This window comes from Vibrio sp. 2092 (assembly GCF_033339635.1).
Taxonomy (GTDB): Bacteria; Pseudomonadota; Gammaproteobacteria; order Enterobacterales; family Vibrionaceae; genus Vibrio; species Vibrio alginolyticus.
In genome coordinates this window covers 426,368-443,273 of the sequence record NZ_JAWOUY010000001.1, presented here as the reverse complement: position 1 = coordinate 443,273, position 16,906 = coordinate 426,368, and the positions used below count along the sequence as shown (strand labels likewise).

Here is a 16,906-nt window from a genome sequence, read left to right as displayed (position 1 = left end):
TTTTTAACAGTCTAATTAAATTGAGTATAAAAAATCGCCCATGACAGTGCATGAGCGATTTGTCCGTTTTTTATTATTTAACTCGATGAGCAGATTCAAAAAACTTCATTAGCTTAACCATTTCTTTTGCAGCTTCATGTTTAGGTTTGTAGTCAATTCGATTCTTTGTTCTAAAGTATGACACTTCATATTCAAAATTCCCTGATTTAACCATATGGCTGATAGTCATGGCAGAAAGTGGGGCAATAGAGTCTTTCCCTTCTTTTACCGCATCTTTAGGGGATATAAAGATTTCCGAATGATGCTTTTCCAGTTCTGATTTGAGTGCTGTTAAATCATTTTTGTATATTAAATCGAGAATCTTAACTTCTAAGTCTATATCCTGATTTTTGAATAGTTCATAATGTGTTTTTTGCATTTGCAGAATCGGATATTTTTCAACCATTAGTGCCACCCTAGCTTTGCTTGATTGAAATTCGTTTAATCCTTTCATTAACGAGAAAGCAACTGCTCTAGATAGTTCAGGCGTTTCCTTATATTCAACTTCTGTAAATGCGCTTAATAAAATTAATTGACCAAGAGGATCACCCATCAAAGAAGCATTGTACATTTTTATGTCAGGAGAACCGTAGCTTGAAATTGCATTTATCTGATTATATGGAATAATTTTTGTTTCTGATTCGCTGACGTACTTAACTGGAAGGTTAGTTTCTAACAAGTTCTTATTCATGTTAGCAAAATTTATCAATACAACCATCATGATGGATAAGATACACAATACTTTTGCTAATTGTAGGTGTTTATATGTGATCTTTTGCTTTGCGATTACTATGTTCTTTTCTTCAAACTTTTTCTCTTTTGCTTGAAATTCAACATAATTCTGCTCTCTGGTGTTTCCGAATAGGTAAATGAACATTACAAAAATTGATATACCTTCGTAAATGCTTGTTACTTTCTCAGATTCAAAGAATAAAGCGCTTGGCTCCATAAGTGGGTATGTCCCATATAATGGATATAATATGGTAATAACCATGTATATTGGAGCGGCTAGCATAATAGCGTGAAACCATAAGTAGCTAACATTAAAAGGGTGTTTTCTCTTGATGCTTTTTAGAAGCTTAAACGGTAATATCTTATCCAAAAAGCTTTCATCATCAATGCTTGCATATGTATCCATAAACGGAATAAACATGGTTCCGAAAGTATACAAAGCTGTAACGAACATTAACGGATATGCAATGCCCAAATAACTCTTAGAATTACCACTATCGATAGTCATTGGCATTAAGAATATGATGCCAATCATGCAGATAGTAAAAAAAGCAAACCAAGGAAGGGTTTCCTTGTATCGAGCTTGCCTTAACTCATAAGTAGACATGTCTGGCTTTTTTGAAAGGTTATCCAGAAAGTCGGATATTTTTTCTAATATATTCATTTTTAATCATTTTCCATTTATTTATATTTTTCATAAGTCTAAATCATTATTTAAACTAATAAAATCCTTTTTTATTTTTTTGTAAAAAAACTGATAGGGCATTGTGTGACTTTAAATTATCTTGACTGAGAAAATGGATTCGTATAATTTAGCTTCATTGGGTATGAACTGGAACGGCTCCCAGCTTACCAACGTCTATAAACGACCTAGCCGCCTAGTAACAAAAATAAAACACCCGCTTTCCAAGCGGGTGTTTTTGTTTCCTTTGAATTGGAGTTTTCGAGGTTTACTAATTAGTGAAAAGTATCTACTTCTGCTTGTAACTCTAAGATTTCTTTTTCATATGCTGATGAAAGAAGAGGGAATCGCTTATACGTTTTTGGATCCAGGCTGTTAATCTCAATGTGGAAACCTGGAGCTTGACGATCTCGCTTCCATTGGTTTCTAAATAGTAACTGGAAGTAACGTACTACGTATTGACACAAAGTTGCCTTACTGAAGTTCGGGAACTCAACACAGATGGCTTCCCATGTTTCAGTTGGGCTTTTTCCTGCTTCTAGAGTAAGGATTAGGATGCGATCTAGGATAGGGAATGGCATCAAATCATCTTCGTCTTGTTGTGCAGTAGGTCTAAGCTCAGCAGTAGGTCTTTGGTTATTGATGAAGCTCAGAGAGTGCAGGCATACAGAATATTCCTCATTTACTGTTACGCCTTGTTCTTCCAGCCATTGCAACATAGAGAGGATTCGAGTTTTCGTTACCCCTGAAATTGGCGCTAGCACACCAGAACTATCACCATCCATTGTTACATATCCAACCGCGCCTTCTGACATATTACTGGTGGTTAGCAAAAGTTTGTTTTCTAGGTTCGCTACCATCCAAATGCTCGGAGAACGAACGCGAGCTTGAATGTTTTGACGGGCGATGTCGTGTTTATCCCAATCAAATTCGATACCTAGTGATGTTCCAATCATGCCTTCATAGCTATCAACAAGCTCAGAAATATTAAAGTTGTGGAATTTTGAGCCGATTTCACGCGCAAGAGACTTCGCTGCGTTAAGTGTCACATCACCACTATTGCTAGAGCCTTGATAAGCGCAAGTTAGGTACTTGGACACAATTGAAGGACAAATATCGACTTTTAGTTTATGCAAAGAATCATTAGAGCTATCTAGTGACTCTAGTTTGCTAACCAATTCATCATCCATGTATTGAAGCAAATGTTCAGGGATAGAGAAGGCACCATTGTCTTTCTTGCTGATCAATTCAGCAAGTTCAAAGTACACAGATAGGAATGTTGCTGAACCTACAAGAGCTGAGTCAGCGCCACCGCTAAGAGAAAGAGCGTAACCTTGAGTTTTTGTTTTTCTTGACCAGTCACGCAAGCCAATTGAAATTGCTCGAATGGCTTCCTCATGAGCCAGATTATCACTCAATTCCCAAGCTTCAATGTCGAAAGTCTTATCTAAGATTTTCGAATCAAAGTTGTGTTCAAGTTTGACCTTGATAGTTTGATTTTCAGCGTTAAAGTCGGAGTAGTAACGCTGGCTAGTATTAATCTGACCAATGCGGCTTTGAGATAGGTCGATATCGGCAGTTACAACTTCACAGTTAGAATAGTGGAATCGCTTACCTTGCTTGACGAGTTTACCGTCTACAGCGATCATCGCGCCAGCATCATAGATCGAACGACCCGACTCACAACCCGACAGGTTTGAATACACGTAACAAGCTGAATATGCGCGGCTTGATTCTTCTACCAGACGCTTACGCGTCAGGAATTTACCGATTGAGAAGTGACTCGCACTTGGGTTTGCAATAATGTCTACGCCCTGATCGAAAAGACCTTGTGCTGTACGAGCTGATACCCAGCCATCTTCACAGATTTCAAGACCAACCTTTACCCCGTTTACATCATAAACGATATTGCCAATTGCAACTTCTTCTTCGATGCCAGGAAGGTTGATTAGTGCGTTTTTCTTGCTTGTCCAAGGAGTGAACCAGCGTTGCTCATAATGGAGACCGTTCGCTGCAAGATTTCGCTTCAGTGAGATGCCTTTAATCCCATTGTGGGTAAGCATAGCAACACCGTTATAAACACGGTTGTTGATCAGAACAGGAAGGCCAACCGCTACAACCATCGTTTCAGGAACGTGTTGAGTGAGTTCCAGGGTGTGCTTTAAAGCTTCTTCGCTTAGATGAGGCGTGTAGAAGAAATCCTCACAACCATAGCCTGTGATTGACAATTCAGGAGTGATAAGAATTGCTGCGCCATCCTTGTTTGCCTGCTGAATGGCTTCTTTGATGTGTTCGATGTTGCCATACCAGTCCATAGGGGTCTGATTAAGAGAGCAGGTGCTCACGCGGATCGTATTTTTCATAAACTTTTCCAATTTAATTATTAATCAAGCCCTGCAAGCAGGGCTTTGCACTTTTAGATTATAGTTATCAAATAATTAACTTAAAAGATCTTCTTCTTTGTAATCAAAAACTTTTTTCAGGTAAGTGATGAATTCCTCATCTTCACACATGGTTTTTCCTGGGCTGTCAGATAGTTTAGCTACTGGTTTGCCGTTAGTTTCAACAAGCTTCATCACCATGTTCATTGCTTTGAAACCTTCGATATCCATGTCAGCAGTTAGGAATGTACCGATACCGAAAGACATTTTGATACGACCTTTGAAGTGGTTGTAGATGTCTACAGCTTTCTCTAAGTCTAGACCATCACTAAAGATGAGTGTTTTTGTGTTAGGGTCGATTCCAAGATCTTCATATGCTTGAATAGCCATCTCACCCCATTTAAATGGGCAACCAGAGTCATGACGAAGTCCGTCAAATAGCTTGCCAAAAAACAGGTCAAAGTCTTTAACAAATGCTTTCATTGAAATGCAGTCTGTTAGAGCAATACCTAGCTCACCACGGAAAACCTGTACCCAGTTTTCTAGCGCAGCTTTCTGGCTATTGACAAGCTGGTATCCAAGGTTCTGGTGCGCTTGGAACCATTCATGCGCTTGAGTGCCAATCGCTGTAAGATGGTGCTGAGAGGCAAGGCGCACATTTGAAGTGCCAACGAAATGTTCTGGCAACTCACGCTTTAGTGTTTCGACAAGATATTCATGTACTTTTCCAGAAAAACGGCGACGAGTACCAAAGTCAGCGAAATGGAAGTTTTCATCAATACGACCTAACTCACGTTGCTTTTTAAGCCATTTGATTTTTTCGTGAAGTGGTTTTTGGAATTGTTCCATTGTTGCATTAGGGTACAGGTATAGGTTACGACATTCGCTGACGATAGCCATTACGTAGATTTCGTAAAGAATGTAACCAATCCAAGAACCGTTATACTCGATTTCTAGGTTGTTTTTACCTGTTTGCGTAATTGAGATGTGATTGCTGTTCAGTTTGTACATTGATAGGTACTCAAAGAACGTCTCATCGTAGAACGGCGCTTTCTCGCGTAGGTTGTTTAAGCCTGTTTCATCCAGACGCAAATGACTAAGCATTTCAATCTGGCGTTTAACCTCAGGCATAACAGAAGCAAGATCTTCATCATTACGCACTTTGAATTTTGCTTTAACTTTAGCGCCAAGATGCATCTTAAAGATTGCGTACATCATATTGAACTTGTAGAAATCGTTATCAAGTAAGCTCGTGATAATACGGTCACGATGATGGAATGCAGAGTTAATAGCATTTACCTCTACATTGCTTAAAAGGGAGTTGTGTTGTTCTTTTTTAAACTGAGTATTTGTTTGACCGTTCATGTGATTTACCTTAATGCATAATCTGAATTTAGGTAAATACTAACCCTCAGAAAGTATCCTGTCAACACCTAAATTCAAAAAATGAATTAAGGTTGCTTGGTTTGTATTTTTGTGCTCTTATATAGAAATAGAAAGGTAATATCCCAATCAAGTTTTTACATTTGAAATAAAAAGGTTTTTTATGAGTCTTAAGATAGGAATTTTCGGTAGTGCATTCAATCCACCAACAATGGGTCATGCAAATGCGATATTGCAAGTTCACGATCAGTTTGATGAAATTTGGATGGTTCCAAACTTTAGCCATGCTTTCGGTAAGCAGATGGTCGATTTCGACCTAAGATGTAAGCTGGTGGATGCATTTAGTAAAGAGATGGTCAACAACTATGGTGTAAAGGTCAAAGGGGAATACTGTGAAAAGGACATCGCGAAAGATGGTAAGCCTGTTTATAGTTACGATCTCCTTTCTCACCTGACACGGCAGTATCCTGGTTGTGAATTTAGCCTAATCATAGGTAAAGATAATGAAGATAACTTTGATGCGTTTTACCGCAGCGCGGAGATAAAAGAGAAATGGTCTTTATCGGTAGCTCAGGATATCGTAAGCATCCGAAGTACGTTAGTGCGGAATCTCATTAAAGAGGGAAAGGCTATTGATGAAGTTGTCTTCCCATTAGTGAAAGATGTCATCTTCCGAGAAGGCATAGACAAGAGCTACATTTGATATTAGCCGCTTTTAAGCGGCTTTTTTATTACTGGTATGACCAAAATTGACCAACTATCGCTCAGTTGTTATTATCAATTGATATTGCAAATAAAAAATAAGAAGAAAAAGAAATGAAGCAAAGAACTATTAGGCAGAAATCAGAGTTTTCTGGTATTGGATTGCATACAGGGAAAATTTCCCATGTGCTTTTAATGCCTGCCCCTGTAAACCAAGGCATCAGATTTTATAAGCGCGAGTCTGATATGGATGTAGAGATCCCTCTCTCATTAGCATCAGTGAAAGATACACAGCTTTGTTCAGCTATTGAGTACAACGGTGCAAAGATAAAGACTGTAGAACATTTCATGGCTGCTTTAGCAATGACAGGAATTGATAATATCAGTGTTTTCGTAAGTGGCGATGAGATGCCAATTATGGATGGGTCAGCGAGTCCTTTCGTTTATCTGATCAAGGAAGCTGGCATTGAGATTCAACATGCGCCAAAGGAAATCATCAAGGTTAAGCGTAAGATTCATGTTGAAATGGATGATAAGTATATAACTATTGAACCATCAAGTAACTTCGTTATTGACTATCAAATAGACTTTGAACACTCAGCAATCAGAAGCACTCCGCAACAAGCTTTGTTTAGCTTTGCTTCTTTGGACTTGGTAAGTGAAGTGGCTAGATCTAGAACGTTCGGGTTTCTAAAGGAAATTGAGTATCTACAAAGCATAGGCTTGGTCAAAGGTGGTAGTTTTGACAATGCGATAGTGCTTGATGATTTTAAGGTTTTGAATGATAATGGGTTAAGATGTGACGCAGAGTTCGTCAATCATAAAATTTTGGATGCAGTCGGTGACTTCTATGTGAAGGGGAAACAGATTGTAGGCAAGATTACAGCGTTCAAATCTGGACACGCTCTAAATAGCTTGGCTCTCACTGAACTTCTCAATAATGAAGAAGCTTGGGAGTTGGTTAAGATAGAAAGTAAAGATTCAGGTCTGAAATATTCAAATCAATTAATAAATGAAAATGTAATTTTAGAGTGTTAGTTGAGCTTCGCTGGTCTTCACTAACATTGAAAAGGAAAATTTATGAGTATGAGAAATGCAACCCATGCGGAGTTTGTCGCGAACTTCAAGTCGCTAAACGATACAGTACAAGTAGCTATCAATAGCAAAGAGCTTGTTAATGTTTTTGTGTCACTTGAAGAATCAAAGACAATTTTCCCTGATTCATTGATGCGACATAAGAAAAACAAACTCATTAAGCCGCTTGCAGCTTATCAGAAGCACAAAGCGTTTTTCTGGGCGATGAACTTTTTGCTGCTAATCACGCCGCTACGTATGTTCTTGCTAGCGACACTGGTATTCGCAGGTGTTATGCATCTTGCTTACAAGATCTTCAAAGATGAAGTTTTTGCGCACATGGCTTCTAGTGAAGAGTTTTACCAAAAAATGGTTGATGATCGCGTAGTGATTGTTTCAATTGCAGACACAGAAGCAGTTGATGAGTCTGAGAAATCAGATGAAAAGCCTTTAGATTAATCTTTGGAGATAGCTAAAATGTTTCCAGGTTTTAAAATTGAAGACCACGATAAATTTCGTGACATCTATGACTTTCTAGTTGCGAAATCTAAAGAGTCAGAAGATGAAAGGGAAAGAACTTTGTCTTTTGCTAGTTTCGAATTCAAAAACCCACATAGGCTTTTTGTCGAGTATTCTAGCAAACCTCAAAGTGCGCCATTTGGTTTGCATCGATACTTTACATCGAACTATGTTCATGGCATGGGTGTTTATGGAAAGCTAAGAGCAAAATTCTTAGATTTTATGGATTTCTTGTCTATCGAAACATTCTTTGTGGTTTTGTTGCTCTTATTCGTTCCAGTGATTCTGGCTTCAACGCTAGGAATTGCAATCTTCATTGCTTTGATGGAATTCGCTCTTCATAGAGAAATTAAATCATTGGAAGAAGGTCTTTTGATTGAAGCATACAGTGATAAAGAGTTCTTCCACGAGCTGGTGGAATCTAAAGAGTTAGCAGTCATTAGTTATGTTAATAGTGAGTCATTTGAGCTGTCTTAATCAGCTTATGATTCAGGGGCGGGGTGTTAGCACCCCGCATTAAATTTATTAAATCAATAAAAAATAAGTTATAATGAAATATACAAAAATTCAGAAAAAATTATTGCTTGAATTGGTTGAGCTAACCATTAAGAAAGTACAATATCGTAATCAGCATAACACTCAATTTGCTATGCAAGTTGACATGTTAATCCTTAAAAAGAAAAGAGAAATGGAAGTTGAAGGTATCCGCTTCTTTGATTCTGCGATTCGAATTACTGATGAAAGTATTGATGGAAACATGATTAATGAGTTTGTAGATGAATACTTAAAAACTCATGAAGATGATCTTCTTTTTATTGATAAATCTCACGACTTTAATAAAACAAAGGCTTTCTGTTTCTACACAAACAGAAATAGCGTTAGTAATGTGGCTCGTTTTATCGAAGAAAAGTTTTCTACATCCAAAATTGAAGATGAGCATATTGATAATCTCAGTATGGATCATTGGTTTGTTCCAGAGTTCTTAAGTGACAGCTCCCTTTCTCAGCTAAGAGATAAGCTAAGAGGTTAGGAATGTTTGATCCCATCATAGGCTATGCAAATTTAGGGTCTTTCGCAGGTATCGGTAGTAGACGAATCAGTCATATTACTTCACTAAAACATGCGCAGTTTGCATTCTGCATGGCGTTGTTTGGTTATACGAACAACACAGGCGGGGCAGATGGTATAGACACATCGACAGAATTTGGTTCCAAGCTTGCGTATGATTGGCTTTCAGATAACTTTGGATTGCCAAAGGGTGAATACGAAAGAGTGCTAAACTGCTTCTTACCTTGGGCTGGTTTTAATGGTAGAGGTAACGGCAAAGAATATATCGTTCCGCCTAAAACAAATCAGATCGTTAGCATTGCTCAAAGTCACCATCCAGATTGGCAGTATCTTGGGGATGGCGCAAGAAATATGATGTGTAGAAACACCTGCCAGGTGCTTGGTGAAACACTCCAGAAGCCTGTGAACTTTGTCATGTGCCACACTCCTGATGGTGCTTTAGATGAATCTCAAACATCTTCAAAGACGGGAGGTACTGGTCAAGCTATCCGTATAGCTAGCAGAAGAGGTATCAAGGTATTTAATACAGGTAATCCTCAAATTGATGCGTTAATTGATCAGAAGCTCGAAAATGCGCGACATGTGATTCTTCAGCATTTTGGGTTTGATCCACTAGAGTATGTTGAGAAGAAATACAATGAGTTCCAACCATTTAAGAAAGTGCATAAGGGTGACTTTGTGCAGGCTATGTTGGACAAGGAATACGACATACTTATTCATGGCTGTAACTGTCAAAATGCGATGGGTAGTGGTTTCGCTCTGAGAGTTAAGCAAGAATTTAATGAGGCGTACCAAGCTGATCTACGAACCAAAAAAGCTGATAGGAAAAAGCTTGGTACTTTCACCTATGCAAACCTTCAGCGCGGCGATGCAAACTTCACTGTTGTAAATGCATACACTCAGTTTAGGTGGGGAAGACAACCGATACTTCATAGCGATTATGAGGCTGTTAGAAAGTCTTTAAGAGCAATCAATAAGGCATTCCCAACAGGCAGGATTCTGATGCCTAGAATCGCGTCTGGACTATCTAATGGATGTTGGGTAACAGTATCAAATATCATTGCTACCGAACTGAAGGGGAGAGACATAACAATTGTTGAGAAGAAAGAGAAGGAACTGGATCTGGAACTTAATAACACCTCAGGTAGGGAAATAGGTTCTCAGCAACAACTAGGCTTCTTCTAATGAGGATAGGTAACGGGACAAGGGTAAGAATGTTGAGCGCATTGCTTCTTTTGACTCACATCCCCTTTGCCATGCATGTTTTATCTAGTCAGGGAATTGAGCCTATATTAGTCCAATATGTTTGTCTTGGCTTAAATGCGATAATTTATGTTGTAGGGGTGATCTACCCGAAGTCATTTTCATTGTGCTTAGGGTTAATCTCAAAGCAAAAATCCGACTAAAGTAAATAGTCGGATTATTGATTTAAGGGAAAAAATTAAGTTAAGTAGTTCAATACGGCTAAATGGTCTGGTTTAGCATGAGTATTAATAATTCTACCAATCAGACACATGTTTTGATCTTCACTACACTCAGTTAAATCAACGAATTCTCTAATCCTTTTCCCTTGCGCGTGTCCATCCATAAACGCCCTACAAAGCACTTCGCTTACAATGCTCGATAGATTGTGATCAAGACAAAGTGAAATTCCATACTTCTGGATAAGATTGTTGGTAAGAATGAGTGGGGGCTGGTTAAGTGTTTTAGATGCTTCGAACCCGTCATTTAACGCGGCTTGGATCGACCTTCCTATCTCAATCTTTAATTCCTTCTCGATATCCGATGGAATGTCGTAGCTGGAACATAATGATGTTACTACAAGGGATTCGACCATTGTATTTTCCCGCAATATTAAGATTGTTGTGTTCTAGATAAATTCAAGGCTTTTTCTTACGAAAGGTAGATACCTTGATTTGGCATATTCTGCAAGATAGTGTGAGTTTATCCTGGCTCTGGCTTCAGACTCTGATTCGCCCACGCTCTTGAAATGATAAAATAGATTTCTCATTGTTAACTTTAGTCTAGTTAACATCTTTTCTTCCCAAAGAGGAAATGAGTCGCCTAAACCATCTTTTAACTTATCAACAAATGGGTCATGACTGACACTCATTGTCATCAGAGTCATTGATGCAATATCAGCTAGTGGGGAATCCATGTCGTCAATCTTGATTAAGTCAGGAAGAATGGCTTCAATCATTGACATTGAAAGCATCTCATTAAACACGTCCATTCTTGTTGTTTCGAAATGAAATCGAGCTAGGAAAAAATGGTCACTATTATCATCACCGCATAGTGTTCGAATCTGGTTAATTACTTCTTCTTTACTCATGCTTTCTGTTTCTGGATTGCCAGCCAGCTCGCGTAGTTTTTCGCTTAACTCTTTCATAAATTTTACTATTTGTCATTTTTTGATTATTTACATCTTACACAATCTTTTTTATGTGGTAAAATATTTTGATGTGCATTTTTACCTGTATTTCGCACTAAACAAATTGAAGAACTAAAAATTAATTAATAAAAGAGATAAAAAATGAGTGGAATTACTTATGAACCGTTTATCAAGTGGGCTGGTGGTAAGCGTTGGCTTACTGATGTTATAAAAGAGTTTTACACCAATAGCGAAGCAACAAGCTTTGTTGAACCATTCTTTGGTGGTGGAGCTTGCGCGTTTGCGATTGAAGCTGAAAAAACCATTGTTAACGACATAAACCCTCATCTAATGAATATGTACAGGCACGTTAAGAGCGGTCTGGTAGTTGATTTGAAGAAATACGGTATCGACGGTGATTACTATAAAAACCGAGAGCGTTTAAATCAATTAATCACCAATGGTAAAACGCACAGTGAGGAATTTGCCATACTGTTTTACGTCATTCTTAGAACAAGCTTCAATGGTATGTGTCGCTACAATAAGAAAGGCTTCTTCAACGTCCCACAAGGCGATTCTAAGCCACTAATCCGTGAAGACCTTCTTGGCTACAAAAATATCATGAGTAATTGGGAAATCCTCTCTACGGACTTTGAAAAGATTCTTCTTCCTGATAACGCATTCCTTTTTGTTGACTCTCCATACGATGAAACGTTCTCTAGCTACTGGGTAGAAGGTTTCTCAAAAGATGATCATGTACGCTGTATTAAGTGGGCTGGTAGCACAGGGTTGCCTACAGTACTAACAAATAACCCTACAGACTTCATTCTAAGTCTACTAGAAGAAAATGGATTCGAGTTTAAAGTAATTACGAAAAACCATTCTATCGCGGCAGATGGGGAGAAACGCGGTAAGAAACCTGAAGTTATCGCCTGGAAAAATGTTCAAGCGCCAGACAAGATAAAGAGACTAAGCTAAGAGTCGATTTTTGGGGGCTTGCCCCCTTAAAGGATTGAGAAAGGAAATTTTATGAATCAACAAAAAAACAAGGTTCATTTTCGTACATATGATAAAGAAACCTCAGCAGCCTTTTTGAAAACAAGAGGGAAGTGGGGAGAGCTGTCTAACATGTGTGCGGGGTTTCCGATCTCAATTAATGGATTGGAACTTCTTGGCACAGAAGCTTTGTATCAATCACTTCGTTTTACTGAACACCCTGAAATCCAAAAACTGATTTTTGAACAGGAGAACTTGTACTTTTCTAAGAAGTGCTGTCAGCCTTTTGTTGAAAAATCTAGAAAGTATTGGATGAAAGAAAGGATTCAGTTTATGCGATGGTGTTTACAGCTTAAGATCGCGCAACACTGGGATGTTATTGTTCCAATCCTAAATGAATCTAAAGGGATGCCCATCGTTGAAATTTCAAAGCATGATGACTTTTGGGGCGCGAAACTTCAAGAGGATGGCAGTCTATATGGAATGAACGTGCTTGGTAGACTATGGATGGAGCAAAGAGAAATTGTCTTCAATAATGGCTTTAAATCGTTCGAAAAAATTTTACCTCCAGATTTGGAAGGTTTGATGATACTTGGAAAGCCAGCACTAGGTTGTTTGAGTAAAAAGCCTCGTGAGGCATGTGATCAGCTTGGGTTCTTTTAGGAGGTCTTTAATGACCTCCAATTTTCAATGACTTCAAACTTTCTTTACTGTAGTATTTATCTATCAATCAAATAAAAATTAATCTGATTGTTTTAATAATCAAAAATCAATAAAAGGTGAATTATGAAATACATTGTGATGTTAACTATCTTTGGTCTTCTGTTTTACTTTAAAGAAGAAATCGTTTTGGCTATCCGAATGTTGCTTGGCTTAGAGAAAGACAATGACGTAATTGAAGATAAGCCTATTGAGGACTATACGCTTGGTGAAGTTTGTGCTTTAACTTGGCGTAAGGTTAAGCACTTCTTTTCTCATCGCTCAACGGTATCTATTAACGATACTGTTCTCAAGGTGCGATCCGCAGCGCTTATCATTCTGCCAGTAAGCATGATCCTTTGTTACATGCTGGTGGATCAGGGTGATGTTCTTTTCTCTTACACTATGATTCATATTCTTATCTTGTACTTCTGTACAGAGATTAAGAAAGGCGATGATAATAAAACTCAATAGTTTTAAAGGATTCAATCGATGAATGTTGAAACTGTCAATGTAATCATTGCTATTCAAGACATTGAGAAGAAAGCAGGCAAGATGAGATATGAAGCTAATCAAATGCTGCAAAAAGCAGAAGGAATGGAGTTAGCTGCAAAATCGCTTCGTGAAGAATTTAAAACAGCTATCGAAATCTACGAAAGTAGAATGAAAAAATCAGGGGAAAATTAAGCCCCCTTTAGAAATGAAAAGCTCCCAATCAGGGAGCTTTTTTATTGTTTATTAAAAAACATTATTTTCGAACACCTTCAACATGAAGTTCTAGGTCAACATAACTACTAGTACCCATGATAGGAATGCCGAAATCTTCAAGCTCAATTCGAGTAGAACCCTCAAAGCCAGCTCTGTAACCGCCCCAAGGGTCTTGCCCCTCACCGATGAACGTAGCATTAATACTAATTGGCTTAGTTACGCCATGTAGAGTTATATCACCATCGATCAATAGCTTTCCATCACCCTGATCAGTCACCTTAGTGCTTTGGAAGGTCGCGGTGCCAAACTTCTGAGCATTGATAAAGTCAGAGCTTCGAATGTGCTTGTCTCTTTCTGCATGATTCGAATCTAAACTGCGAGTGTCAACAGTAACATTGATCTTGGAGGCTTCCACGTTTTCTTTGTCGAAGCTGAATTCACCTTCGAATGAGTTAAATCGTCCTTTAATAAAGCTGTAGCCAAGGTGACTAACAGCAAAGTTTACAGAAGCATGAGCGCCTTTTGTGTCGATTACATAGTCTGCTGCATTAGCTGTGTAAGATGCGAACATGGAAGCTGTAAGTGCTGTCGCGAGTAGTAACTTTTTCATTTTGCTTTTCCTATCATTTTATTTAATGTGTTGTCTTTATCGATGTAGTGGTGCTTTATTGCTGCAAGCGCATGTAGAACTGATAATGCAATTAGTGATACTGCTGCATACAAATGGATTCTCCCTGCGATGTCAGATTGATTGCTAAAAATCTCTCCAGCGCCAGGTAATGTAAACCAATTGAATATATCGATCCCTCTACCGTCTGATGTGGATATTAGATACCCACTGACAAACAATGCGGCTAGTAGCAAGTAGATACTTAAATGCGCAACTTTTGCCAATAGAACCTCAGGTTTCTTTCCTTCGGTTTTAGGTTGCTTGGTAAAGGCTTTCCATATAAATCTAAAGATGGTGATTGCGGCTAGCATAATACCAATAGACTTGTGCCAATGTGGTGCTGTCTTATACCATTCGCTGTAGTAGGATAAATCTACCATCCACAACCCTGAACCAAACATGCCTACAACGGTTAGTGCTGAGAACCAATGTATCGTTCTCATCATTAAGCTATAGTTTTTTGGTGCTTCTTTCATTTTATTTATTCGTTAATTTAGTTGATGAAAAGCATTATCCAACAATAACTTCGTTTAAAAAAGTCGAATTTATAAATGGAGTCATTCAATATTTTCGATGAATAAAAAATAACCAGACAAGTGTCTGGCTATTTAAAAGAATACAAGGAGATTAATTGAATACGATAGGCTCAACGTACTTCGGATTATTCGTGTACAGAGTCGCTGGACGAATGCCTTTGATTCGTCTTTTTTCACCACTATCAATAATGAAGTTAGTGTCGCGGATTTTCTTTCTTAGGCGGTTTTCATTAATGTCAGTTCCTGTAATGGATTTGTAAGCCTCCATAAGCTCAGGAATGGTAAACTGCTCAGGTAAAAGGTCAATGGCAGATCGTACCTCGTTGCCAGGCTTTCTAATCTGCTCGATAGCGCTAGACAATACTTGGTAGTGGTTAAACGCGAAATCGCTCTCTGTGAGGCTTAGAGCTTCTTCAATTGGCATCCACTGAGCGTGATTGATAGACGGGGTATCGTCACCATCAACAAAAGAGATTTCGTTAATCTTGTGCATCGCTAAAAATGGTACGTTTAGCGTGATACGTCTTGTTGGGTCAATGTAGTCACCAGAGAAAACATGAAACTGTTCTAGTCGAGCAACTTTAGCGCCAGTCTTCTCTAAAAGCGCATCCATAGCAGCATCTTCAAGAGTGGTATGCTTGGTGATATTCATAAAGCCATTAGGTAGGGCGATTTTTGACGCAAATGTTTCAGCATCATCGGGACGAACGTAAGTAAGAACCTGAACTTTATTGTCTTTGAGAATTAATGGAACTGCTGTAACGCCAACGTTAGGGCGGTACGCGTCAAATTTATCGGTCATATTAAAAATCCTGCTATGCTATTAAGCGATTAGCAGGATTATCTACCAACTCAACCTAAATGTCAAATGTGCATTAAGGTTGTGCGAACTGGTCTGGAATCTTATAGCCTCTTGAAATTAGCTTTTCATTTGCCAACTTCATTGTCTTCTCAATTGCTTCCAAAGGGACACCTGATGCGGAATCACCTAAGCGAGTCATTGCTGTCGGAGATAAGTCACTCTTCACAATCATGGTTAAATAGGTGTAGTAAAATGTTTTGGTTTTAGAGGGATCTTTGTAGAATTGCTCTGCGTACAATCCACTTACAGTTTCCAATGATGGGATGTGTAGATCTTCTGCCGCTTCGATGAGCATTTTATCTTGCAATCCTTTGTTTGGAAGAATTCCTGTACCTGCTGCGCGAGCATAAGTGTACTTGGCTTTGTTTGTTTTAAATCCTTCTTTAGCAAGCTTATAAAATGACTCTTTCATTACTGATGTAAGAGATTTTTCAAAGGATTTATCATGTAGTGCAGCATCAAACATAATAACAAGACATTTCTCTACGCCTTGTTCTGCGCATACACTTGCAATTCTCTCTGCTCTTTTAGGATTGTAAAAAGGTGAGTTTTTATCTGCATAATAATCTATGACATATTTAGAGTAGGAACCATGACTTACAGTTCCCATTTTCTCTAACTGTTCTTCTGCTGATCGCAGAGAATAGAAGTCACTTTTATCTTCAGAGTAAATTGTAAAAAGCAGTTTGTGCGCAAGGTAGTTATCTTGTTGGCTATAATGCTTTATGATTTCTTCTACTTTACGAGTAACTTTACTTTTTTCAGCTTTTGATATGGAAGGTTGAAGCAAGCTTTTTACTACTGACTTGTCATAAATGTAACTTTCACCAACTTCTTTAGAATTTACATTAGTTGAAAGCAAAATAGCTGACAGCAGAGTAGCTGATATTACAAATTTTTTAGCGTTCCCTGTTACAACCTTCATATCCATTACCCGTTTTTCTTTCTTAATGAATGGTCATGTTCACAAGAAGTACAGCGTTGATATGCAGGGTTGATTTCTAGTCGCTTAATGTTGATTTCATCGCCACAATCAATACAGTAACCAAAATCATCATCAAAATTCTTAAGGGCTACTTGGATTTCACGTAGGCGAAGAAGTTGTTGGTCTGCCATAGCAAGATGATAGTTACGATCTTCAATTCGACTAGCTTCATCACATTGGTCTGCCGATTTTTCTTGAGTTCCGTTTGCTGATTCAAGTGCTGCTTTGCGTTGATTAGTAACTTTAATTTCTTCTTCGATTAGACGAGCACGAAAAGCTTCACGAATTTCATTCGTCATTTCAGGAGTTGAGTTGTCCATATTTTTACCTATTTATTATAAACTAATGGCAGGACTCGCCATGCCATATTTTAAATTTAATATTCATTTGATTATTGATCATACCAGAAATCTTACACGTTACAACATAACTTCTGGTCACTAAACAAGCATACGGCTTTTTGCAACTGTAACCATATATGAACAGTGCTGCCTTTTTT

At 38.3% G+C, this 16,906-nt stretch carries 20 protein-coding genes; 10 read left to right on the top strand and 10 right to left on the bottom strand.

Annotation, left to right across the window (positions count from 1 at the left end; genetic code table 11):
- Positions 1–73: 73 nt before the first annotated feature.
- The 3 genes from R7P80_RS02555 to pncB form a co-directional block, all read right to left on the bottom strand.
- Positions 74–1,435, bottom strand: a complete 1,362-nt coding sequence (locus R7P80_RS02555) for a hypothetical protein (protein WP_116921157.1) — start codon at positions 1,433–1,435, stop codon at positions 74–76.
- A 293-nt stretch (positions 1,436–1,728) separates the two neighbouring features.
- Entirely contained in the window at positions 1,729–3,816 is a 2,088-nt protein-coding gene (nadE, locus tag R7P80_RS02550) for an NAD(+) synthase (protein ID WP_229623783.1), read from the bottom strand.
- 75 nt (positions 3,817–3,891) lie between these two features.
- Positions 3,892–5,199, bottom strand: coding sequence for a nicotinate phosphoribosyltransferase (pncB, locus tag R7P80_RS02545; protein ID WP_080930758.1), 1,308 nt, complete (start codon positions 5,197–5,199; stop codon positions 3,892–3,894).
- 181 nt (positions 5,200–5,380) lie between these two features.
- Here pncB and R7P80_RS02540 point away from each other — a divergent pair, with 181 nt between their 5' ends.
- From R7P80_RS02540 to R7P80_RS02515, 6 genes are all read left to right on the top strand, one after another.
- Positions 5,381–5,920: a nicotinate-nicotinamide nucleotide adenylyltransferase gene (locus tag R7P80_RS02540; RefSeq protein ID WP_229623784.1), complete on the top strand. Its 540-nt coding sequence runs from the start codon at positions 5,381–5,383 to the stop codon at positions 5,918–5,920.
- Positions 5,921–6,033: 113 nt separating this feature from the next.
- Positions 6,034–6,957 (top strand): UDP-3-O-acyl-N-acetylglucosamine deacetylase, encoded by a 924-nt coding sequence (gene lpxC / locus R7P80_RS02535; RefSeq protein WP_318096658.1) that lies wholly within the window; start codon positions 6,034–6,036, stop codon positions 6,955–6,957.
- A 42-nt stretch (positions 6,958–6,999) separates the two neighbouring features.
- Positions 7,000–7,452, top strand: coding sequence for a hypothetical protein (locus R7P80_RS02530; RefSeq protein ID WP_020331391.1), 453 nt, complete (start codon positions 7,000–7,002; stop codon positions 7,450–7,452).
- An 18-nt stretch (positions 7,453–7,470) separates the two neighbouring features.
- Entirely contained in the window at positions 7,471–7,989 is a 519-nt protein-coding gene (locus tag R7P80_RS02525; RefSeq protein WP_038129067.1) for a hypothetical protein, read from the top strand.
- Between the two features lie 73 nt (positions 7,990–8,062).
- On the top strand, positions 8,063–8,542 hold the full coding sequence (locus R7P80_RS02520) for a hypothetical protein (protein ID WP_045593008.1): 480 nt from the start codon (positions 8,063–8,065) through the stop codon (positions 8,540–8,542).
- A 2-nt stretch (positions 8,543–8,544) separates the two neighbouring features.
- On the top strand, positions 8,545–9,765 hold the full coding sequence (locus R7P80_RS02515) for a hypothetical protein (RefSeq protein WP_207802502.1): 1,221 nt from the start codon (positions 8,545–8,547) through the stop codon (positions 9,763–9,765).
- A gap of 256 nt (positions 9,766–10,021) precedes the next feature.
- Here the strand turns inward: R7P80_RS02515 and R7P80_RS02510 are convergent, their stop codons facing one another.
- Both R7P80_RS02510 and R7P80_RS02505 read right to left on the bottom strand, forming a co-directional pair.
- Positions 10,022–10,417 carry a hypothetical protein gene (locus R7P80_RS02510; protein WP_318096657.1) on the bottom strand — a complete coding sequence of 132 codons (396 nt, stop codon included), beginning with the start codon at positions 10,415–10,417 and terminating at the stop codon, positions 10,022–10,024.
- 33 nt (positions 10,418–10,450) lie between these two features.
- Positions 10,451–10,969 (bottom strand): hypothetical protein, encoded by a 519-nt coding sequence (locus R7P80_RS02505; RefSeq protein ID WP_038129059.1) that lies wholly within the window; start codon positions 10,967–10,969, stop codon positions 10,451–10,453.
- Positions 10,970–11,113: 144 nt separating this feature from the next.
- Between R7P80_RS02505 and R7P80_RS02500 the strand changes: the two genes are divergently transcribed.
- The 4 genes from R7P80_RS02500 to R7P80_RS02485 all read left to right on the top strand — a co-directional run bounded on the left by R7P80_RS02500 (position 11,114) and on the right by R7P80_RS02485 (position 13,333).
- Complete coding sequence (locus R7P80_RS02500; protein ID WP_045593001.1) at positions 11,114–11,929, top strand: DNA adenine methylase; 816 nt, start codon at positions 11,114–11,116, stop codon at positions 11,927–11,929.
- 51 nt (positions 11,930–11,980) lie between these two features.
- A complete protein-coding gene (locus tag R7P80_RS02495) occupies positions 11,981–12,610 on the top strand; it encodes an NADAR family protein (RefSeq protein ID WP_045592999.1) in 630 nt (209 codons plus the stop codon).
- 123 nt (positions 12,611–12,733) lie between these two features.
- Entirely contained in the window at positions 12,734–13,120 is a 387-nt protein-coding gene (locus R7P80_RS02490; protein WP_020331382.1) for a hypothetical protein, read from the top strand.
- An 18-nt stretch (positions 13,121–13,138) separates the two neighbouring features.
- Entirely contained in the window at positions 13,139–13,333 is a 195-nt protein-coding gene (locus tag R7P80_RS02485; RefSeq protein ID WP_020331381.1) for a hypothetical protein, read from the top strand.
- A gap of 61 nt (positions 13,334–13,394) precedes the next feature.
- Here the strand turns inward: R7P80_RS02485 and R7P80_RS02480 are convergent, their stop codons facing one another.
- From R7P80_RS02480 to R7P80_RS02460, 5 genes are all read right to left on the bottom strand, one after another.
- On the bottom strand, positions 13,395–13,964 hold the full coding sequence (locus R7P80_RS02480; RefSeq protein ID WP_241619785.1) for a YceI family protein: 570 nt from the start codon (positions 13,962–13,964) through the stop codon (positions 13,395–13,397).
- Entirely contained in the window at positions 13,961–14,500 is a 540-nt protein-coding gene (locus R7P80_RS02475; RefSeq protein ID WP_116921161.1) for a cytochrome b, read from the bottom strand. Before R7P80_RS02475 ends, R7P80_RS02480 begins: the two co-directional genes overlap by 4 nt.
- A 151-nt stretch (positions 14,501–14,651) precedes the next feature.
- A complete protein-coding gene (locus R7P80_RS02470; protein ID WP_020331379.1) occupies positions 14,652–15,362 on the bottom strand; it encodes an NUDIX hydrolase in 711 nt (236 codons plus the stop codon).
- 73 nt (positions 15,363–15,435) lie between these two features.
- Positions 15,436–16,353 (bottom strand): hypothetical protein, encoded by a 918-nt coding sequence (locus tag R7P80_RS02465; protein WP_318096656.1) that lies wholly within the window; start codon positions 16,351–16,353, stop codon positions 15,436–15,438.
- Entirely contained in the window at positions 16,353–16,727 is a 375-nt protein-coding gene (locus R7P80_RS02460; RefSeq protein WP_020331377.1) for a TraR/DksA family transcriptional regulator, read from the bottom strand. Before R7P80_RS02460 ends, R7P80_RS02465 begins: the two co-directional genes overlap by 1 nt.
- Positions 16,728–16,906 lie beyond the last annotated feature (179 nt).

Coding starts and splice junctions, on each gene's coding strand:
- R7P80_RS02555 (WP_116921157.1), bottom strand. CDS start 1,435: ATGAATATATTAGAAAAAATATCCGACTTTCTGGATAACCTTTCAAAA.
- nadE (WP_229623783.1), bottom strand. CDS start 3,816: ATGAAAAATACGATCCGCGTGAGCACCTGCTCTCTTAATCAGACCCCT.
- pncB (WP_080930758.1), bottom strand. CDS start 5,199: ATGAACGGTCAAACAAATACTCAGTTTAAAAAAGAACAACACAACTCC.
- R7P80_RS02540 (WP_229623784.1), top strand. CDS start 5,381: ATGAGTCTTAAGATAGGAATTTTCGGTAGTGCATTCAATCCACCAACA.
- lpxC (WP_318096658.1), top strand. CDS start 6,034: ATGAAGCAAAGAACTATTAGGCAGAAATCAGAGTTTTCTGGTATTGGA.
- R7P80_RS02530 (WP_020331391.1), top strand. CDS start 7,000: ATGAGTATGAGAAATGCAACCCATGCGGAGTTTGTCGCGAACTTCAAG.
- R7P80_RS02525 (WP_038129067.1), top strand. CDS start 7,471: ATGTTTCCAGGTTTTAAAATTGAAGACCACGATAAATTTCGTGACATC.
- R7P80_RS02520 (WP_045593008.1), top strand. CDS start 8,063: ATGAAATATACAAAAATTCAGAAAAAATTATTGCTTGAATTGGTTGAG.
- R7P80_RS02515 (WP_207802502.1), top strand. CDS start 8,545: ATGTTTGATCCCATCATAGGCTATGCAAATTTAGGGTCTTTCGCAGGT.
- R7P80_RS02510 (WP_318096657.1), bottom strand. CDS start 10,417: ATGGTCGAATCCCTTGTAGTAACATCATTATGTTCCAGCTACGACATT.
- R7P80_RS02505 (WP_038129059.1), bottom strand. CDS start 10,969: ATGAAAGAGTTAAGCGAAAAACTACGCGAGCTGGCTGGCAATCCAGAA.
- R7P80_RS02500 (WP_045593001.1), top strand. CDS start 11,114: ATGAGTGGAATTACTTATGAACCGTTTATCAAGTGGGCTGGTGGTAAG.
- R7P80_RS02495 (WP_045592999.1), top strand. CDS start 11,981: ATGAATCAACAAAAAAACAAGGTTCATTTTCGTACATATGATAAAGAA.
- R7P80_RS02490 (WP_020331382.1), top strand. CDS start 12,734: ATGAAATACATTGTGATGTTAACTATCTTTGGTCTTCTGTTTTACTTT.
- R7P80_RS02485 (WP_020331381.1), top strand. CDS start 13,139: ATGAATGTTGAAACTGTCAATGTAATCATTGCTATTCAAGACATTGAG.
- R7P80_RS02480 (WP_241619785.1), bottom strand. CDS start 13,964: ATGAAAAAGTTACTACTCGCGACAGCACTTACAGCTTCCATGTTCGCA.
- R7P80_RS02475 (WP_116921161.1), bottom strand. CDS start 14,500: ATGAAAGAAGCACCAAAAAACTATAGCTTAATGATGAGAACGATACAT.
- R7P80_RS02470 (WP_020331379.1), bottom strand. CDS start 15,362: ATGACCGATAAATTTGACGCGTACCGCCCTAACGTTGGCGTTACAGCA.
- R7P80_RS02465 (WP_318096656.1), bottom strand. CDS start 16,353: ATGGATATGAAGGTTGTAACAGGGAACGCTAAAAAATTTGTAATATCA.
- R7P80_RS02460 (WP_020331377.1), bottom strand. CDS start 16,727: ATGGACAACTCAACTCCTGAAATGACGAATGAAATTCGTGAAGCTTTT.